A 19658-nucleotide genomic window follows, 5' to 3' on the forward strand; every position below is an offset into this window, starting at 1 on the left:
CTTTCTTGCGCTCAGAATGAATCGATAACGATGCAAACGCAATCGGCTGTTGACGTCTTTTTGTGGCTACTGCCGATTGCGTGGCGAAATAGCAGACTATTTTACCCTATAAAATAACTAAATTCTGATAAAAAAAAAACCGAACCGCCTTTCAAGGAAAGACGGCTCGGTTCAAGGCTGCTGCTGCTTTTAAGCCATTAGTTGAATCAATTTCGCGAGCATTTTTGCTGCTTCTTCACGGGTGGCCGCGTCCTTCGGAGCAAAGTTGCTTGCGTTATTTGCTGCCGGTTTGCCGTTAATAATTCCCGCTTGCTGAACGATGGCAGCTGCTTCCTTCGCAAAAGCGCTAATCGCCGATTCATCCGCAAAAGCCTGTGCGCTTGCAGCAGTTGGTAATTTATAACTCATCACATCTGCGAATCTTACGATCATAGCAACCAACTGTTCCCTGCTGATTTTGGCCTGCGGCTCAAACTTCCCGCTTCCTGTGCCGCCGGTAATTCCATTCTCAGAAGCCCAAGCCACCGCTCCTGCGAAATAATCGGTTGCCTTCACATCCGCATAGCTTGAGGCCGTGTAGCTATCCAGTTGTACGCCTGCAATCCTAGCTAAAATGAGCGTAAAATCTGCTCTAGTAATATTGGCTTTCGGAGCAAACTTTCCATCTCCCATGCCACCGATAATGCTCCGGGAGGAAAGGTAAGCAATGGAATCCGCGGCGAAGCTAGCTGACGTATCGCTAAAGCGCACTTGATTGTAACCAATGCCATAAGTCGAGAAGTGGTTTACGGTAAAATACACCTGGCCTGTCAGCGCATCGTACACGCTATTAGGCACAACGACGGGCTGACCGTTGCTTGCCACATAATAAATGACAATGGCCAAACTGTCTTCATTTGCTTGCAGAGTGTAAGGAACGCTCAAACGGGCTTTGCCGCCCTGCAAGTCGGTCACAGCTTTGCTGCCCGCCGTCACATCAAAGGAATACGCAGGGTGGCTGCCGATAACTGCCTTGGCCGCCTCGCCAAGCGTCGACTTGTCGGCTTGTTTGACTTCGATCGACAATTCTTCTTTTCCTGTAGCTGCCGTCAGTGTCCCGATGGCTTTTGCATCAAAGGTAACAACGCCTAGCCCCGTATTGATGCTCAGTGCTTGCAAGCCGCTGGAAGCAAGCTGAGCGACAGCTTCCTTCTCGAATTGGATAGCAGCTGCAGCAGCCGCTTTATCCACGCTGGCTTTGAACTCCATGGCTAGCGGTTTGCCGCTGCCAGCCTTATTTAGAGCCGCAAGCGCAGCAGCCACTTGGCTCGACTTCACAGTTGCTGTCGATTTGCCACTGCTATCCGTAGCTGCTTCTAGAACCGTTACCGACTTCACCGTGTCGCCGTTCACAATCGTCGTATCCGTGTTGCCCGGAACTGGCGTTGGTGTTGGCGATGTAGGCGTTGTTGGGTTAGTTGGATTAGGTGTCGGATTAGGCGTAACAGCACCCTCGCTTACCGTTACCTTTGTCTCCGCCAAACCGTAACCATCTGCGCTGGTCGCCGTAATGACAGCCGTACCTGCAGATACCGCTGTCACGCTGCCATTTGCATCTACCTTCGCCACAGCCGAATTGGACGATGACCATACAGCGGTAGCGGAGCTGCCGCCCGCTGGCTCTACAATTGCATTCAGTTTAACTGCAGCTTCGCCCACTTTCATCGCTAGCGTAGCTTGATCAAGGATTACTTTTGATACATTCAGCTGGTACACCCCTACCTTGCCACCAACCTCATATGCAACAAGAAGCAGCGGCATTCCCGTTGGGCTAATGTTTGCCGGAATAAACTCCAGACCCTCAGGGCCCGTATCCGTGTCCATATTGTCCTTGCCTTGGCTATCTTTAAACACACGCGTATTCGTATAGTTGGCAAACTTGGCATTCGCCGGGTCGGTCACGTCGTAAGTCATAAAACCGCCGATTCTCTCAAGTCCCACAAACGCGAGCACTTTATTGCCTACTTGCCCAGTTTTGATATCTTCCGGCTCTGGGCCTTTCTTGCCGCTGCGGTCATCAAGCGCCGTCTTGCTGTTGCTCGTATTGAAATATGCAGGCAAGCGTTTTGCAGTAATCGCCTCAAAATCGCTGCCACTATCGTACACCTGATCCATGGAGTCCGCGTTCCAGATGGAGAACGAGCGTCCTCCATACATATAAATGCTGTCATTGCCCATATCGCTGGCAACTTCTACACCGTCATAAGCCGTCTTGCCGTTTAGGAAAATGGCCGCCTCGGAAAGAGGGTCAAGGCTTCCTTTTATCGCTCCGATCGTCGTGCCGTTGGTACGGTTTGGCCACTCTGTTACATCACCCTCATTAGCCGTGAACAAGTACGTTTGGCCGTTAATCGTGTGAGATGCGATGCCGTCAGGCATATACATGCCTTTGAACGGCACATTTTCGAGCTTGATCGCGCCGTCTTTGACCAGATCAAGCGCATTGCGCGGATCGTTGTAATCTTTAAGGCCAAGCGCCTTCACAGCTATTACTTTGTTTGTCGCTATGTCGATCACCGCTATAGCGTTATTTTCCTGCAACGATACATAGGCGGTCTTATTGTCTTCCGACAAGGTAATATATTCCGGCTCCAAATCATAAAGAGCGTCAGCTTTCGATCCGCTCGATTTAATCTTGCCATCCGCCGGATCGGCTTGCCCGCGAATATGCACGCCATCTTCAATGACGGAAGGATCATCGAAGTACACTTGAACGGCCGTTTTCGTTTCCGTATTGACGATGGTTACGCTGCCCTTTGGATCGGTCGTCCCCAGGCGCGGCTCCGCTTCATCTGCAGTCAAAATATATTTGCCGTCCGGCGTAGATTTAATCATATCCGGCTGTACGCCTGTCGGGTACGTGGTCAGCAGATTTCCATCATAGTCCAGCACGAGTACTTTACCAGCTTTAAGCGGGTCAATTTCCTGTACCGTTACGGAAACCCGTTTAGTTGTCGTATTGATATCCACGCTAGTCAAATCCCCGTACAAGAAGCCTTCCGTCTCCGCAAGAGGCTTCACAATAATCGTTTTCTCTTTGACCAAGTTGCCATTTCCGCTTCCAAGGCCTACGATATCCAGGCTTGGAGGATTGCCGGATCCATTCACCAAATAAAATTTCCCGTTATCCTTGTTGAATTTGACGATCTCGGCCACGCCGCCGTCCTTATTGGACAAGCCCACCGAATACTCGCCGATCTTCGAAATGTTTAACGTATCGTTAAACTCCGCAGACGCCGGCTTTATGACCACGTCAGAGCCAGCATTAGCTACGGAAAGGCGAACCTCTCCACCAAAAATGCCGATCACGCCAGTTGCTTGGACCGTATCTCCGAGAGTAAGCTTAGGAAGCGCCCCATTAACATAAAGCAGCATATCGTTGTCGAGCTTAATCGTTTTTTTCGTTTCATCAACCGATACTGCTTTGCCTGTAGTCGTTACTCTTCTGCCATACATTTCAGCCGTCACCGAAGCCAGCTTGTCCGCCACCAGCATCGAGCCGTCAAACGTATCCTCGACCGTCAAGCTGTAGACATTATGGTTCAGCCTCGTTACCTGCGGCGTGCCTTTCACCCGCACTTCACCCTCACGCAAACCAGCCGTACCCGTCACGCGCACCTCAGCTCCTACCGGAATGGAAGGATCCATTCCCTCTACAGCAATCGCGCCTGTGAACGATTGAACGTAGCGCACAGCTTCCACTTGGCTGTTATCCGACTTCACAGGGGGTGTCGTTACCAAGCCTTCTAGGGTTACGTTTGTATCTGCTGTCAGCTTCTGAAGGGAACCGATCAGCTTGACGAAGCCCGGAACAACAACGGTCTCGCCTTCCGCTTTGCCCGCCTTTGTCGGAGAAGGATCCACAATCGCAAAGTCAGCCGCATTATTGTCCGAATCCTGGAAGTTAATCCGGCGCACGCCTTTAACTGCAGCAGGCAGCGAGGCTCCATTGCCTACGGGAGTGCCTTCATGAAGCATGGTTTTCACCGCACCGAAACCAACTGCATCTACAACGGCCGAAGTCGAGTAAGCCCCTTGGAAAAGCTCAACGGTTCCGTCCGTATCGGACATGCCGATCGATTGCTCTTTTGTGCTTGCATACGCATCGGCTTCGAAAGCCTCACCGTAATTTTTGTCGCTCGTATTTCCCCATGTCGCCTCAAGGCGAACTAGATAATAGTCATTAGGCAAGATTACGGCGTCATTGTCAAAATCAAAGCCTTGTACCGTCGTTGCCCCTTTATTGCTGTATCGCAAATGATAGCCTGCAAGCGAGATCGGTGACGCCGTAGGGTTGTACAGCTCTACGAAATCATAAAGATACGGCGCTGCAACCGGTGGCGTGTCCTTATTGATCTTCCCGCCCCCACCATACACTTCATTGATTAGTACATGATTGGCGGCCGTTATTTCCGCTTTAACGGTCAAGGCAAGCGTCTTGGAGATGCTAAGCGGTGTTCCGGCCGTACTGTCTGTTACCGTAATCGTGACTGATCCTTGGGATACAGCAGCTGTAGGCGTTCCGGAAATCTCACCATTCGTCTTTATGCTAAGTCCTGCTGGCAAGCCGGTTGCAGTAAACGTGTATGGCGCTGTTCCGCCCGCAGCCTGAAGTGCAGCCGAGTATGCCGAATCAACATAACCGTCGGCAAGCGACGTTGAGAGGAGTTCCAGAGGCTGAACCACGCCAGGTCCCCATGCGCCGTCCGTGCTGCTGCGCGGTACTGCTGCAAGCAGTGCCTCTCCCGTAACGGCTTCATAATCCACTTGCTTGAAATCCAATTTATTATTGTCCGTATCGGCAAAATTGCTCCGGCGAATCGACTTTTTCTTCGACGTGCCTTCGGATGAGCCCGTTGGGTAGGCGGTTTCATAACCGTCGATATCACTGCCGCTGTCATTGCTAGCCGTACCAATCATATCCACGTAGCCCTCTGGCTTCGTCAGGAATGGATTAACCTCGGTAAGCAAAGTCTGATTGCTCATCAGCACAACCTTTAGCCCCTTGTTATTAATAAAACGCTCCCAAGTTTGGTCCGCTTTTCCCGTAAGGTCCACCTTCGGGCTTGCCGCTCCTGTTGAAGCGCCCGTGATTAGAAAGGAGGAGTGAGCCTTAATCGTACCCGTCAGGTTAAGCTTCTCCCACGCCTTCGTAGCGCCAGTCTGCGCATTCGAGCCGCGATCTGCGTATTGCAGCGACCACCCGCTCAGATCAATATCGCTATTGGTCGGATTGTAAAGCTCAATAAAGCCGTGAGATACCAGTACACCTGAATCTACAGCTAGTCCGCCACCGTACACTTGATTAATGACCACATGCGGCACGCTGATGTCGTAGGCATTGTTGGCTGCGTATGGCGTCCCTATCGGCTTAAGGCTTTCAGCCATAACCGGCCCCCCGGCCAGCGTCATGCTTGCCGTAATTTCAGCGGCCAATAATAAAGAGATCAACCTTTTGCTATAAATCTTCAAGTCCGACTCACTCCCATTTCTAATAAGTTAGCCTAATTGTAAAGATTGATTATTTGGTGAATATCAATCTTCCGTTAAGCTTTCGTAAAGAGTGGACTGGTAGACATGCGCATCAGCAAGTTTAGCTACAGGGTTGTTTGAATTAACCGGTTAGTTCCGGTCAGCACATTGTTTACCAAAATAATAAAATACATCTCTTCGCTTATTCGGCTAAGCATAGGCAAACGACATTACGGTACAAACACCCAAACACAGAGACCTAAATTTGCATAATCTACATGGTAGTTTAAACATTGGGAGGTGAATGTTTAATGGGTGGATTTGTTGGTGGAGCGAATAACAGCATCGGCTTTATCCTTGTTCTCTTCATATTGTTGGTCATCATCTCTTGCAGCTGCGGTATTTGGGGCGGCGGTTACGGTGGCGTAGGCGGAGTAGGCGCAGGCGGATACGGTAAAGGCTACTAAACCATACGAAAACTCATGCCTCCATGCATGCAGGCTGCTAATGGTTCCTTAAAATAAAAAAACGAATGGGCTGCCCTTCCATGGATGAAAATCCATGGGAGGGGCAGCCCACTTTCAATTGTGTTAGCTCGAAAAGCTCCCACTTAGCACAACTGAAGCACCCATTCACATTTAGATGGAATTTCTCCCACTAAAATGGCCTCATTCACACGCATCATATATTTATAGGGAATTCTTCCCGTTAATCTAACCGTATTACTGGAATTTCGATTGAATACTCGGTATTAGCAGGAGAAATTCCAGCTAAACTTCAAGAAATGCTGATTTCCTTGGAATTATAGGGAAAAATTCCAGTTAAATCACTTGGTCAAGTTCGAATGACATCCATTAAAGATATCTGATAGATACAATAATCTATCTTACATCCATCCCACGCATAATTTAAAATGTTTAATATGGAACAACAAAAAAAAGCCTTGCTGCGCAAGGCTTTCGGGTTTAAATAGTTGGAGCGGGTGATGGGAATCGAACCCACGCTATTAGCTTGGAAGGCTAAAGTTCTACCATTGAACTACACCCGCAAAAAAAATGATTATGGTCGGGACGACACGATTTGAACATGCGACCCCCTGGTCCCAAACCAGGTGCTCTACCAAGCTGAGCTACGTCCCGAAGTGTAAATGAATTGCGTCTAATGTTGGGAAAATGGCGCGGCCTAAGAGATTCGAACTCCTGGCCTTTTGATTCGTAGTCAAACGCTCTATCCAGCTGAGCTAAGGCCGCACAATTTATGGAGCGGAAGACGGGAATCGAACCCGCGACCCTCGCCTTGGCAAGGCGATGCTCTACCGCTGAGCCACTTCCGCACGTTACTTTCGTTTGTCGTTCGTGATGTTTAACATCGCGGCGACAAGTAATAATATATCACCCCTGAAAACAAAATGCAACTGTTTTTCTAAAAAAGTTTTAAATTATTTTTCGAAGCGCTACCTACGCCTAAATCGCTTGCTTGAAAACCGTATAACGGCGCGGAAAAACAGCCTTTTTGCTCTCGTAAGACTTGTCGTTATTTCTACTGTCTCAAACGGAGACATTTGACATTCCCTCGTAAACTTCGACAGCCTACGCCTCAAATAAAAACTTGTCATATTTAGTCCGACGTTTGCATTCCATTCGACATATGGCTGATCTCCAACACTAACGTTCGACCATTCACACTTACTTCACATCCACCACTGCCCCCTGCAAGTCAGCTATCCTGTATTTGGGCAGGCTAGCTGCTCAATTCCGCTAACACCTGCCGCCTACCTGCACTTGTACAACGGAATGGACCTTAATAGAGCATCCAGAGCTCTTATGGGCCATTTTAAATGCAGGCATATAGGATAGACAAACAAAATAGTTCAATAAACAGGAAACTATTGTGAAAGTGCAGGATAGCTGACTTCTGACATAACCTCGAGAAAAGGATGAAGGGTTAGTGTGCCAATAAGCCAACCAACTGCACAACTGCGTAGTCGTCTTACTTGGGCTTTTAGGGCGAACAAGAGCGACAGCAAGCTTATCAAACAAAAAAGCAGCTGAGCAGAAGTTAAACTTCTGCTCAGCTGCTTTAAACAAGGACAGGAGCGAGTTACGCCCCTGCCGCTGTTAATGTTTTCTCTAGGCCAACACGGCTATTCATCACAACTTTATCGGCTGCTGGCTGCCCTGCGAGCGCATATGGCAAACAAAGAGGCACGCCTGTACGCGGATCCGGTACGATATCAGCTTCAATATTAAACACTTCACGCATAATATCCGGTGTCATTACTTCTGCTGGCGTTCCTTCACCAACGACAACGCCTGTCTTAATTGCGATCATGTGATGAGCATAGCGTGTCGCATGATTCAAATCATGCACGACCATGACCACCGTACGGTTGTTCGTTGCGTTCAGCTTTTGGAGCAAGTGCAGCACTTCAAGCTGATGCGCCATATCAAGGAACGTTGTTGGCTCATCCAAGAACAGAATGTCAGTCTCCTGTGCAAGCGACATCGCGATCCATGCCCGTTGACGCTGACCGCCTGACAAATGGTCAACCGGACGGTCCGCGAAATCAGTCATGCCCGTCGCTTCAATGGCCCATTGGACGATGCTGCGATCTTCCTTGGTCATCGAGCCGAAGCCCTTCTGGTATGGAAAACGTCCATACGATACGAGCTCAGCTACCGTCAGTCCGTCTGGTGCGGTCGGGTTTTGCGGCAAAATGGCCAGCTGCTTCGCCACTTCCTTCGTTGATTGCTTATGAATGGATTTACCGTCCAAAAGAACACTGCCTTGGGACGGGCTCATAATACGGGCCATCGTTTTCAAAATCGTAGATTTCCCCGAGCCATTGGCTCCTACAAGCGCCGTTATTTTCCCTTGAGGTATAGCAATGTTTAAGTTCTTGACGATAAGACGATCATCATAACCAATATCAAGACCCGAAGTCGTTAGACGAATCATTGGACATGCACGCTCCTTCCGCTGCCGAGGCAGACACCTTCTAAAATATATGTTTATTTCGTTTAGCAACGAAAAATGATAACGATTATCATTGACGACTTAATGATAATGTTTCTCACGGTAAAAGTCAATCTAAATCTATGTGACAAAATAAAGACCGCCCTGCATAAGGGCGGCAAAAACGCTGCTTACGTTACCATTTCAACTTTGTACCAAATACGAGCCCATTGCTTATCAGCCTGCCTGGCGTCGTAATCAGCTTGCCGTGCGCATACATGCCCGAAGAAGCTCCGCCATCCAAGTTCATCGCCTGCTCAGCACCTAGCTGCAGCATAATTTGTCCCCACTGCTTCATGGTTGCCTGAGGTACGGTCGCCAGGATGACGGTTCCGTCCTTTTTAACAAGAACGCCGCTTCTCGCTGCGGAGTCTGTTAAAATTTTGGAGCTGCTGAAGCCTTCGCCCGCTGGGTTGATCGCCAGCTTCCCGTCCTTCACTAGCCTTGGACCAGCGCCAACGGCTGTATGAACGCGCGACCAGGCAATCGGCGTATTGGACAAGTTTGTCATTTCCGTCTTATAGTCCACCAAAGTGCCGACCTTAAATCGTTCGGCAAGCTTCTCTTCCGAGCCTGTAAAGACGAGAACATATCCGTCTGCAGGAATGCTCACATTTTCTTTTTTGCTTATTTTGGTCACGACGCCTTTGCTGACGGTAACAGCCGTCCCAAGCGCAAAGCCGAGCTTAGCGCCCCGCTTCGGGGTAAACATAATCGCGGATGAACCGCCTGCTACGGGCGTACGGTTTATGAAATACACATACCAGTTATTCGGCGATTTGAACAAACCGTTCGTGCCGCCCAGCAGCTTCACACGCAGCGTATCCATGACCACCGTCCCATCCCATGTAAAACCGATCGCTGTTCCCGTATTGCCGATATGCTCCACATTGCCGTCTGCAATGAGGGTACCATACGGCTCGGGGATGCCGCCGTAGGCTTCGAAGTACGTGCCGTTGATGGCAGCGTCAGCATTGTAGGCTTTCGCAATCGAAGCAAGCGGCTGGACAACGCCAACCTTGCGGCTTGCCAGACCTGCGGTCATCGGAATTCCCTTAGGAATGACCACCGTTTGAACCGTGTAGGATTTGCCTGATATGCTGACCTTCTTCGCTTCATGCTTCACCTTTAGCTTAGAAGCCGAAGCAGTCACTTGGACAGGAAGCTTGAGCTGGCCCTTGTAGCCGCTCGCACTGACATCCACATAAAGATTTGCGGAGCCCGCCGCAATCGGGGTTACGATGCCCTTCTCCGTAATGCGAACGATCGCGGCATTGTCGGAGCGGAAGCTGAGGGCGACGGGATCGGACAGCTTCAGCTTGTCCGTGAGCAGGAGCCTTGTATCCAGCGGCAGCTTAAGCGTCGCCGCTGCGTAGGCAATCGCGACGGGGCGAACCGGCCCCGCTGCGATCAGCTTGCTGGCGGACGTATACGCAAAGCGTCCGCCGCCCATCGGCGTCACGCCGCTCGCGGGAACCGCGGCGTGCCCGCCGTAGGTGTACAAGATCGACTTGGCGGAGCCGTCGATCGCGTACACAGCGCCGGATCGGCCGCCGGCCAGCACGATGCCGGCGGCAGCATCCGGCGCCAGCGCCGCAGGGCCGAAGCCCCCGGCCCCGGCGGCGCTGATGCGCCATAGTTCCGCCCCGTCTGCGAGGCGGAACGCAGCAATGCCGTTGCCGCCAAGCTCAGCGGCAACGACAGCTCCCGCATCCCCGGGCAGAAGCACCGGGGATGTCCAGCCGCCTGCGGGCGCCGCCGCAAGCTCGCGCGTGAATCGGACTTTACCGTCCTCTTCATACGCAGCGACCGCTTTGCCCCCAAGCAGCAGAACACCGCCGCTAACCCGGTCGGCGGCTAGCTTAGCCCCAAGCAGCGGCTGTTCCAGAGCCGCTTCCCAGACTACAGCTCCGCCGCGCACCGCATACAGCGCGCCGTTGCTGCCAAGCGCATATACGCCGCTCTTGCCCGCGGCAAGCTCCTTCACGCTCACGCCCTCCGGAAGCAGCGCCGCCTGCTTCTCGCCCGCTTCATCTAACGACAGAATCGCATGCTGATACGCGAAATAAGGGAGCCCCTGCGCATCCGTTACGATTGCAGACGGCTGAAGATTTTCGGTCTTGCCTTTAAAATAAAAAATACCGGCCTGACCGCCGTTTCCCGCTTCATCGTATTGATAAAGCCGCGCGCTTTTGCCAGCAACGAATATTTTGCGTTTCCCGTTCAGCGCCGGAGCTGACAAATTCGTATAGGTATTGATGCGCTTCACTTCTTTGCCCGCACTGCTAACGATGGTCACCCAGCCGTTCGCGGCAGCGGTGAACAGGTTCCCGTTCGACAAAGCTAGCGCCGGATGAAGCGATCCTTCGGCTGCGTAACGCCAATATTCGATTTCCGCCTTATTGACCGTTGCGGTTGTGGCGCTAACCGCTTTGCCTTCCGCCGCTTTAACCGTGACGGTTTCATTTGCCGCGGCGGCAGCTGCCCCGCTTCCGGCATAACTTATACCCATAGACGCTATCAATAGCGCCGCTATTCCTTTTCTTCCCCATGCAATCCAATCTCGCTGCATCAAAGCTGCACTCCCTTATATATGCTTATTCCAAATAGTCCCAATGAACTATATCGACAAAGACATATTAAAAATGAAGAACAACTTGCAGCTTCAAATCAATTAAGTAAAATATGGATATAAAAGGGGCTTCGCTTTCCTTGCTCTACGTCTTCATTTATCTGCTGCCATTGACCCCGAAGCCCCCTATCAGCATCTTTATACTTAGCCCTATCTTATTCATTCTAGGAGGGCGTCAGAATATCAGGCAAAGCAGCTTCATTGGCATGACTACATTCAGTTGGTTTGCTTCCTGCAAATTCAACATTAATTGACGAGAGAGTTTCCATCTATGACAAGGTTAGGATTACGAGAGCAAAGCGAGGACTACACGTGAAATATCCGGCAGCGCCGAGCGCACCTCTACCGCCCCAAGCTCATAGGCTGCTTTAGGCATTCCGTATACGACCGAGGTTTTCTCGTCTTGTGCGATCGTTCGGGCTCCCTTGTTCCGCATAGCTAGCAAGCCACGGGCGCCGTCCTGTCCCATGCCTGTCAAAATAATGCCAATGCCCCGGTCGCCTGCTGCCCTCGCAGCCGATTCAAATAGTATGTCGACGGATGGACAATGGCCGCTCACCTTCTCCCCGCTTCGGCATTCCGCTCTCCAGCGATCCCCTGCCTTAACGAGCGTGACATGCTTGTCGCCCGGCGCAATGAGTACCGTGCCTTCCTGCACGTAGTCGCCATCTTCCGCTTCCTTTACGTTCATCGCGACGGCGAGGTTCAATCGCTCCGCGAACATACGGGAGAATACGGGCGGTATATGCTGTACGATGACCATGCCAGGCGCGTTTACGGGCAAACCCTTCAACAAGGTATGGATCGCTTCCGTTCCGCCGGTGGAAGCTCCCACGACGACGAGGCGATTCGCGCTCTTGATTGGCTGCGGCAGCCTATCACTGCGCAGAGCCAAGCTGGTTCTCTGAATAAGCTTCGCCTGTGAAGCGGCTTTAATGACACGGATGAGCTCCAGCAGGAACAGCTCCATCCGCTGGGGCGTTGCCATGCTTGGCTTCGCTACGAACTCGACAGCCCCCGCCTTTAGCGCGTCCAATGCCGCCTCGCTAACCGAGCTGACCGTAACGATGGGCAGCGGATATTGCGGAAGCAGCCGGCGGATAAATTCAATTCCGTTCATGCCCGGCATCTCAATATCGCAGGTAAGCACATCCGGCCTATATCCCAGAATTTTATCCCGCGCTTCGAAAGGGTCCTTCGCTGCGGCAACCACTTGGATCGCCGGATCCGAAGAGAGCCCCCTTGTCAGCACTTCCCGAAAGAGAAGAGAGTCGTCAATAACGAGCACCTTGATTGGATTGCGTACCGTTCGAATGGATCATCGACCTCCTTTACCTAGCGCTTGCGCCTATAGCTCTTTCCGGTATACCGAGGGCATTACATAGGTATAATCGGTTTTGTCCCGCTCCAGCGACTCTGAATGTCCAATAAACAAATAGCCCCCGGGCTCAGTCAGCTCATAAAACTTTCTGACTAGCTCCCGCTTCGTTTCCGTATCAAAATAGATCATGACATTCCGGCAGAAAATAACATGAAACCTGCGTTTGAACGGAAAGGTTGATTGCATTAAATTAAATTTCCGGAAAATGATTTCCTGCTTGATCCTATCCGCGACTGCTAGCTGCTCATCGTTTATTTTGCGGAAATAGCTGGTTCTCCACTGCGGAGGAACCTCCTTCAACGCCTCATTCGTATAAACGCCTCTTATCGCTGTGTCCAATACCTCGGCAGAGAGATCAGTAGCCAGCACCTGTGCATTCCAGCCGAGCTTTCTCGCTCCAAAATATTCATCAATCAGCATGGCTAACGTATAGGGCTCCTCTCCAGAAGAGCAGCCCGCACTCCAGGTACGTAAATCCAGATCACGAATAGAACAGCTCAAGCTCGGCAGCACCTTATCCCTAAAATAATAAAAATGATTTGCTTCCCTCATAAAGTAAGTATGATTCGTTGTAATTTTATCAGCGAGCACAAGATCGGACGCTCCGCTCCCATCGGCTGACACATAGGAAAAATATTGAGCAAAGCTAGAGAAGCCCTGTTCGAGCAAATGACGCTGGAGGCGGGCCGCCAACAGCGTCTTCTTCTCATGCTTTAAATTAATTCCGAACTTGTTCTTGATATAGCTGGCCAGCTTCCTGAATTCTTCGTCGGTAATCGCGATCATCGTTAATATTTCCCGAACTCGCGATCACTGAGAAGAATCGTACCGCTTCTTGCTGCGGCTGCTTCAGCCTGGTAGCTATCGGGATTATCCCTTTTGGTTCTTGCTTTACCAGACATGTTCTCCAGCATCCGCAGCATTTCCGCATCGAGCTGTTCATACTCCCTATAAGAGGCAGAGCGCGCCGCTTTGCGCAGCACGAACCGGCTAACCTGTTCCTTTAGCATCTCCGCTTGTCCAGTCAGCTCCTCCGAGGCCGCAGCGCTCTCCTCAGATGTCGCTGAATTCGTCTGGACAACCTGTGATACCTGCATGATGCCTTGGTTAATCTGGGCAACCCCGGTAGCTTGCTCGGTCGAGGCTTCGGAAATGCTGCTGACCAAATGAGCCACCTTAGCGACACCTTCTACAATCTGATCCAACGCTGCTGCTGTCTCGTTCGCTATCTTGGTTCCATCCTCGACCTTCCGGATCGAGCCTTCGATCATATCCGTTGTTTCCTTGGCTGCACTCGCAGAGCGAGCTGCCAAATTACGAACCTCTTCAGCTACAACGGCGAAGCCTCTTCCGTGCTGGCCAGCCCTAGCCGCCTCAACAGCCGCATTTAAAGCCAGTATGTTCGTCTGAAATGCAATTTCATCAATGACCTTAATGATTTTGGAAATACTGCCTGAGGACGTATTAATGTCTTCCATAGCATTTAACATCTGCCGCATACGTTCATTGCCTTGCTGTGCGTTTCCTCTTGCTTGTTCCGCCAGCACATTAGCCTGAACAGCATTCTCAGCGTTCAATTTGGTTTGCGCAGCAATTTCTTCTAGAGAAGCGGTAAGCTGTTCTACGGAACTCGCTTGCTCTGATGCCCCTTGCGAGAGAACGATACTCGACTCAGAGACCTGCCTCGCGCCTGTAGACACCTGCTCCGACGCGCTTTGTATATTGGACAACACTTCATTCATATTATCGGTCATCTTGCCAAAGGCGGCAGCCAGAACGCCGACCTCATCCTTCGTATCCACCTCAACGGTCAGATTCAAATCGCCATCCGCGATCCGGTCAGCCGATGCGACAAGCTTGCGAATCGGGCTGCTGATCATCCGTGAGATAAAGAGGCCAAGTAAAATCGCAGCAAGCATCGCAATGACTACGATGATCAGCATAGATAAAATCGTCGTTTTTGATGTATCGGAGTACACGATGGAACGACGGTTACCTTCCGTATTCTTTTCGTTAAACAAGTCATCGATCATCGTATCCACTTTTTCAGACACAACCGCTCCCGCATCAAGCTCCCGCAAGCCTTGCTCCAGCTGCCCTGCCTCTGCAAAGGCAACAATACGGTCCTGATACTGCCGGTACTCCTTAAGCGTATCCTTAAGCTGGCCAAATTTAATCCGGGCATCCTCGGTTTGAATGCTCTGCTCAAAGGTAGCAATTAGGCTATCGGTTTGCTTGACCAAAAGATTAATTTCATCCGTGTTCGCTTTATGCTGGGCCGTGTCAGAGCGAAGCAAGGAATCCCTGACAAGCGCTCGGATATTTTGAAAATTCATGCCGATCATGCCTAGCTCGCCAACCGACTTTCCAAACTGCTCATAAAGCTCGGAATAGTTTTTATCGATGCTTCTCAAATTCGTAATTCCTACGATACCTACAACACCAGCCATTAGTGCAACAACAATAAATGAAGAAGTAAGCTTCTTGCCAATTTTCATATCGTAAAACCATTTCATTCTCTTATTCCTCCATTTATTCAGCTAGTAATAACCGTTCCACTTCATGGTCGTGCAGCAGCTTGTCGCAATCGAGCAGCAGCATCACCGCAGTGCCTGATTTGCCAATCCCCTGAATATAACGGTTTAAGCCCCCGCCGGCTTCCGGTGGAGGTACAATATCTGCCGCTGGAACAGACAATACCTCCGAGACGCTGTCGACAATAAGACCGACCGACGTCTCTCTCATTTCGATGACAACAATACAGGTTCTGTCGTTGTATTCGAGGAATGGCTTCTTGAACCGCAAGCGCACATCCATGACCGGAATAATTTTACCCCGCAAATTAATAATGCCGCGAACAAAATCAGGAAGCTCGGGTACCTCCGTAATGGTCTGGATGCCTATGATTTCAATCACATGCTTAATCTCAATGCCGTACAGCTCGTTGCCTAGCGAAAAGGTCAGAAACTTATCCTTCTGGGCGTCCTCCTCATAGCTGCTGTCAAAGGCTGAGTGTCCTGTCATCCTAATCATCCCTTCATCTGTTATGGGCTAATGCTTGCATGCCTCGATTCCGATTCGTTCCCATCAGATCTGCTACGTCAAGAATTAGGCTAATACTCCCGTCGCCCAGCAGCGTGCAGCCCGCAAGCCCTTCCCTTTGAATCACCTGTTTAATGTAACGGGGCAGCGTTTTAACTACGACCTGCTGTTGGCCTAGCAGTTCGTCAACGAACAGGCAGAGGCTTTTGCCGTCCTGCTCCAACATGACGAATATGCCTGCTTCAAATGAGGTGAGGCCGTTATGGGAATGAAACCGTTCATGCAGACGCAAAATGGGATAGCAATGTCCTCGTACCATGATCATTTCGTTGCCATCGGGATCTGTAATGATGTCGGAAAGCTTTGGCTTAAACGACTCCTTGATTGAGGTGGTCGGCACCGTATAATTAGCAGTGCCCACTCTAACGTTCATGCCATCAATAATGGCTAGCGTTAATGGAATTTTCATGGTGATGCTCGTTCCAGCAAGCCATTTGCTCTCCACGGAGATAACGCCGCCAACACCTTCTATATTGCGGGAGACAACATCCATGCCGACCCCTCTGCCGCTAAATTCGGTAATTCTCTCTTTTGTAGAAAAACCCGGCAAAAAGATCATTCCGTATAGTTCTTTCTCGGTTAAATTGGCGTCCTGTTCTCCTAACAATCCGTTTTCTCTGGCTCTCGCTACGATCTGGTCTAGATTCAAACCCTTCCCATCATCCGCAACCACGATTTCAACGTAGCCTCCGGTATTTTTAGCCTCTAGTGTAATGCTGCCAGAACCGTTCTTCCCTGTTTTGACGCGCTCGTCCGTTGATTCTATTCCATGGTCCAGCGCATTTCTTACTAGATGCATCAGCGGGTCCGAAATTTGGTCAATGATATTTTTATCCAGCTCCGTATCCTCGCCAATAATGCGAATGTCGACATCTTTATTCAGCTTCTGGCACATATCGCGAGCTACTCTTCTCATTTTGTGAAAGGTAGAGACAAGCGGCACCATCCGTATAGACATGACGATGTCCTGCAGCTCGCCAGTTATTTTCCGCAGCTGTCCCGATGCTTTATGATAAGATGTACCATCTTCCAAATCACCCGAAGACTCCCTGCGCGAAACCATTGCCTCGGCAATGACCAACTCTCCAACCAGATCAAGCAGCTGATCCAGCTTGCTTACACTTACGCTGATAACAGCATTGCGTGAAGAACTCTCCAGCTTCCCTTGCATCTCGCGTTCTTCCGGCCAATCTGGCAGCTCTATAGATTCATCTGCCTCTTCCACTGCTATAACCACTTGCACCCCTATAGGCTCTGAATGCGATAAGTCCAACTGCTCAAGAAAAGCGGTCTCCATGAAAAAACCATGAACCTCCTGATAGCTTTTATCCGACTCAAAAAAGATATGAAACCCTTGTTTACGGATGGCTTCAATACTTTTCTCGTCCTCAAGAAGATCAGGCGGGTCATGGTGAAAGCTTCTCGATATGTCCTTTAAGCGGTGAATAACGTTAAACGCTCGAATATTTTCCATTTCACAGTCCTGTTGGAACCGAATATGCGCCTTATAGGCATTCATCCCGGAATCCTTCGCCTGCTTCAACTCGTCCAAATATTGTTTAATAGATGCAATAATGCTCGTTGCTGATTCCTCCGGATGATGTCCGAATGAAATTTTATTTATTTCCGCTTTAATGAAATCCCCGACTTTCAGAACAAGGTCGGAAAGTAAACGGTAATCGAGCTGCTGCTCAATGTTTTCTCTTATAAAATGAAACAAATCCTCAATCGCATGGGCAACCTCGGCTATCCCCATATATTGCATCATGGCCGCCGAACCTTTAAGAGTATGCATATGACGGAAAATTTCGTTCACGGCATGCGCTGAAAAAGAAGCAGCTTGCTCGCAATCGAGAATTGTCGTCTCCAGCTGTTCCAATAGCTGAGAGGATTCAAATAGATACATTTCCATGATCGGATCGCTTAAATCTCTGCCATTCATCATTATCCCTCTTTCTCATCTGCTAGGAGGAACTTATCTGTCGCGTATACAATAATGGAGATTTATATCTGAAACAAAGGAAGTAGCCATACAAACGAAGAATTATTTATGGTTGTAGATCTGCAAAAATGAACAACTTCATCATCATCCGATTAACGAGTTAATGGCTGCTAATCATAGGAAAGGACTGCATTGAACCTTTGCTTCACGAGGTTCTTTTTGCGCGTTTATGAAAATTCTACATTCTTCTCCATATGCAGAGCTTATTCGTCAAGATACGTGCTATTAGACAAATTATATTCGTAATTACGATTAATTGCAACATTTAATCGTAATTACGAATATGCGTTTAGAAAGTGTCTGCTTTTGTCAAAACTTACATTGACGCATAACTACTTAGGGGGTCTCTTCATGCATGATATTAAACAAAGACTTAAACAATTAAGACTGGATAAGGGACTTACCATGATGGAATTTGCCAAGCTAATTTCTGTATCTCCCGGCAATGTTGGCGACTGGGAAAGTGAAAGCAGAACCTCCATTCCTGGCGCAAAAGCTCTTATTTCCATTGCAACCACATTCCACGTTTCACTAGACTGGCTGCTGCTCGGCCAAACTACTTCCACTTCCATTCCTGCAAAGCAGCAAGCCAATGCTCAGCATGATGCTCCTCCTTCCCCTCTAACAGAGCTGTTTCAATCCCTTTCTGCTGAGGATCAGCTTCTAATGATCGGTCTTGCTACCAGGTTGGCCCATTTATCTAAAGTACCATGATGAACCTAAAACCTACTTACGCATCTTCGTTAATCTTGAAATCGCTCTATTCCTTTCCTATTCGCATACGACATTAAACCGCTGCAGATGAATGAAACACAAATAACCAGCAGATCAAATGATCTGCTGGGCGGCAATCTGGCAATACAATAAAAAAAGCTTCCAAGATCAAAAGATCCTGAAAGCTGTGTTTGAAAATATGGTGCGCGTAGAGGGACTTGAACCCCCACGGTCGCCCGCCAGATCCTAAGTCTGGTGCGTCTGCCAATTCCGCCATACGCGCATTAAGGTAAAACAACTGCTAGGTTGTAGGAGTTCCACCTACCTTGTTCAGTTGACATACTGAACGCTTCCCGATGAAGGGTGTTAAAGATGGTGCGCGTAGAGGGACTTGAACCCCCACGGTCGCCCGCTAGATCCTAAGTCTAGTGCGTCTGCCAATTCCGCCATACGCGCGCATGTGAGATAAAAAATGGTGAGTCATGTAGGATTCGAACCTANATAAAAAATGGTGAGTCATGTAGGATTCGAACCTACGACACCCTGATTAAAAGTCAGGTGCTCTACCAACTGAGCTAATGACTCATGCTATAAAATGGCTGGGGATTCAGGGATCGAACCTGAGAATGACGGAGTCAAAGTCCGTTGCCTTACCGCTTGGCTAATCCCCAGCAGCGATATGGTGGACGCTGACGGGATCGAACCGCCGACCCTCTGCTTGTAAGGCAGATGCTCTCCCAGCTGAGCTAAGCGTCCAAGTGTTGAGGCGCCCTTTGTGAAAAAGGTAATTGGTGACCCGTAGGGGACTCGAACCCCTGTTACCTCCGTGAAAGGGAGGTGTCTTAACCACTTGACCAACGGGCCATACTAAAATTGAAGCTTGTCCTTGCAGTTGAAAGTATTCTGGAGCTCTCAACCGGGATCGAACCGGTGACCTCATCCTTACCATGGATGCACTCTACCTACTGAGCTATGAGAGCATAATGGCTCCCCGAACAGGACTCGAACCTGTGACAACTCGATTAACAGTCGAGTGCTCTACCAACTGAGCTATCAGGGAACATTGCTATTTGCGTTGAATGTCTCCAAGAGCTTCAACTGCAAAAGAGGCACGGTTGAAAACCAGGGTATTACGCCCTGAAAACTGGATACGAAAGATTAGGCTTGCTGAAGCCTTGTTGCTGCTGTCTACCGGATGTATGGGCCCGAGTAAACGTGTTTAGGATAAGCCCTCGACCGATTAGTATTCGTCAGCTCCACACATTGCTGTGCTTCCACCCCGAACCTATCAACCTCGTCGT

Annotated in this window: 10 protein-coding genes, 12 tRNA genes and 1 rRNA gene; 2 read left to right on the top strand and 21 right to left on the bottom strand. The window is 49.7% G+C overall.

Going from position 1 to position 19658, the window contains the following annotated elements; translation table 11 throughout:
* Positions 1-189 precede the first annotated feature (189 nt).
* On the bottom strand, positions 190-5511 hold the full coding sequence (locus FJQ58_RS32810) for a choice-of-anchor I family protein (protein WP_238403732.1): 5322 nt from the start codon (positions 5509-5511) through the stop codon (positions 190-192).
* 311 nt (positions 5512-5822) lie between these two features.
* Between FJQ58_RS32810 and FJQ58_RS32495 the strand changes: the two genes are divergently transcribed.
* On the top strand, positions 5823-5978 hold the full coding sequence (locus tag FJQ58_RS32495; RefSeq protein WP_202915195.1) for a hypothetical protein: 156 nt from the start codon (positions 5823-5825) through the stop codon (positions 5976-5978).
* 507 nt (positions 5979-6485) lie between these two features.
* Here FJQ58_RS32495 and FJQ58_RS02015 read toward each other — a convergent pair.
* The 11 genes from FJQ58_RS02015 to FJQ58_RS02065 form a co-directional block, all read right to left on the bottom strand.
* A tRNA-Gly gene (locus FJQ58_RS02015) sits at positions 6486-6559 on the bottom strand.
* Positions 6560-6573: 14 nt separating this feature from the next.
* Positions 6574-6650, bottom strand: a tRNA-Pro gene (locus FJQ58_RS02020).
* Positions 6651-6684: 34 nt separating this feature from the next.
* Positions 6685-6761, bottom strand: a tRNA-Arg gene (locus FJQ58_RS02025).
* An 8-nt stretch (positions 6762-6769) separates the two neighbouring features.
* Positions 6770-6844: transfer RNA gene (locus tag FJQ58_RS02030), tRNA-Gly, on the bottom strand.
* Positions 6845-7611: 767 nt separating this feature from the next.
* Positions 7612-8469 (bottom strand): ABC transporter ATP-binding protein, encoded by an 858-nt coding sequence (locus tag FJQ58_RS02035; RefSeq protein WP_139990777.1) that lies wholly within the window; start codon positions 8467-8469, stop codon positions 7612-7614.
* Between the two features lie 193 nt (positions 8470-8662).
* Complete coding sequence (locus tag FJQ58_RS02040; RefSeq protein WP_139990778.1) at positions 8663-11098, bottom strand: phosphodiester glycosidase family protein; 2436 nt, start codon at positions 11096-11098, stop codon at positions 8663-8665.
* 346 nt (positions 11099-11444) lie between these two features.
* Positions 11445-12446 carry a protein-glutamate methylesterase/protein-glutamine glutaminase gene (locus FJQ58_RS02045; protein ID WP_238403734.1) on the bottom strand — a complete coding sequence of 334 codons (1002 nt, stop codon included), beginning with the start codon at positions 12444-12446 and terminating at the stop codon, positions 11445-11447.
* Between the two features lie 60 nt (positions 12447-12506).
* Positions 12507-13325, bottom strand: a complete 819-nt coding sequence (locus FJQ58_RS02050) for a CheR family methyltransferase (protein WP_139990780.1) — start codon at positions 13323-13325, stop codon at positions 12507-12509.
* Positions 13326-13327: 2 nt separating this feature from the next.
* Positions 13328-15055 (bottom strand): methyl-accepting chemotaxis protein, encoded by a 1728-nt coding sequence (locus FJQ58_RS02055; protein WP_139990781.1) that lies wholly within the window; start codon positions 15053-15055, stop codon positions 13328-13330.
* A 16-nt stretch (positions 15056-15071) separates the two neighbouring features.
* The gene (locus tag FJQ58_RS02060) at positions 15072-15563 is read right to left on the bottom strand and encodes a chemotaxis protein CheW (protein ID WP_139990782.1); all 492 of its coding nucleotides are present in this window, start codon (positions 15561-15563) and stop codon (positions 15072-15074) included.
* A gap of 13 nt (positions 15564-15576) precedes the next feature.
* The gene (locus FJQ58_RS02065) at positions 15577-17583 is read right to left on the bottom strand and encodes a chemotaxis protein CheA (protein ID WP_139990783.1); all 2007 of its coding nucleotides are present in this window, start codon (positions 17581-17583) and stop codon (positions 15577-15579) included.
* 411 nt (positions 17584-17994) lie between these two features.
* Between FJQ58_RS02065 and FJQ58_RS02070 the strand changes: the two genes are divergently transcribed.
* Positions 17995-18357: a helix-turn-helix domain-containing protein gene (locus tag FJQ58_RS02070; protein WP_139990784.1), complete on the top strand. Its 363-nt coding sequence runs from the start codon at positions 17995-17997 to the stop codon at positions 18355-18357.
* A gap of 200 nt (positions 18358-18557) precedes the next feature.
* Here FJQ58_RS02070 and FJQ58_RS02075 read toward each other — a convergent pair.
* The 9 genes from FJQ58_RS02075 to FJQ58_RS02115 form a co-directional block, all read right to left on the bottom strand.
* Positions 18558-18640, bottom strand: a tRNA-Leu gene (locus tag FJQ58_RS02075).
* A 90-nt stretch (positions 18641-18730) separates the two neighbouring features.
* Positions 18731-18813: transfer RNA gene (locus tag FJQ58_RS02080), tRNA-Leu, on the bottom strand.
* Between the two features lie 53 nt (positions 18814-18866).
* Positions 18867-18942 (bottom strand) — tRNA-Lys (locus FJQ58_RS02085).
* Between the two features lie 11 nt (positions 18943-18953).
* Positions 18954-19028, bottom strand: a tRNA-Gln gene (locus FJQ58_RS02090).
* 9 nt (positions 19029-19037) lie between these two features.
* Positions 19038-19113, bottom strand: a tRNA-Val gene (locus FJQ58_RS02095).
* Positions 19114-19146: 33 nt separating this feature from the next.
* Positions 19147-19221: transfer RNA gene (locus tag FJQ58_RS02100), tRNA-Glu, on the bottom strand.
* Positions 19222-19261: 40 nt separating this feature from the next.
* Positions 19262-19337 (bottom strand) — tRNA-Thr (locus FJQ58_RS02105).
* A gap of 4 nt (positions 19338-19341) precedes the next feature.
* Positions 19342-19417: transfer RNA gene (locus FJQ58_RS02110), tRNA-Asn, on the bottom strand.
* Between the two features lie 160 nt (positions 19418-19577).
* A 23S ribosomal RNA gene (locus FJQ58_RS02115) occupies positions 19578-19658 on the bottom strand; the annotation flags it as partial.

The organism is Paenibacillus paridis (assembly GCF_006345825.1).
GTDB classification, from domain to species: domain Bacteria; phylum Bacillota; class Bacilli; order Paenibacillales; family Paenibacillaceae; genus Pristimantibacillus; species Pristimantibacillus paridis.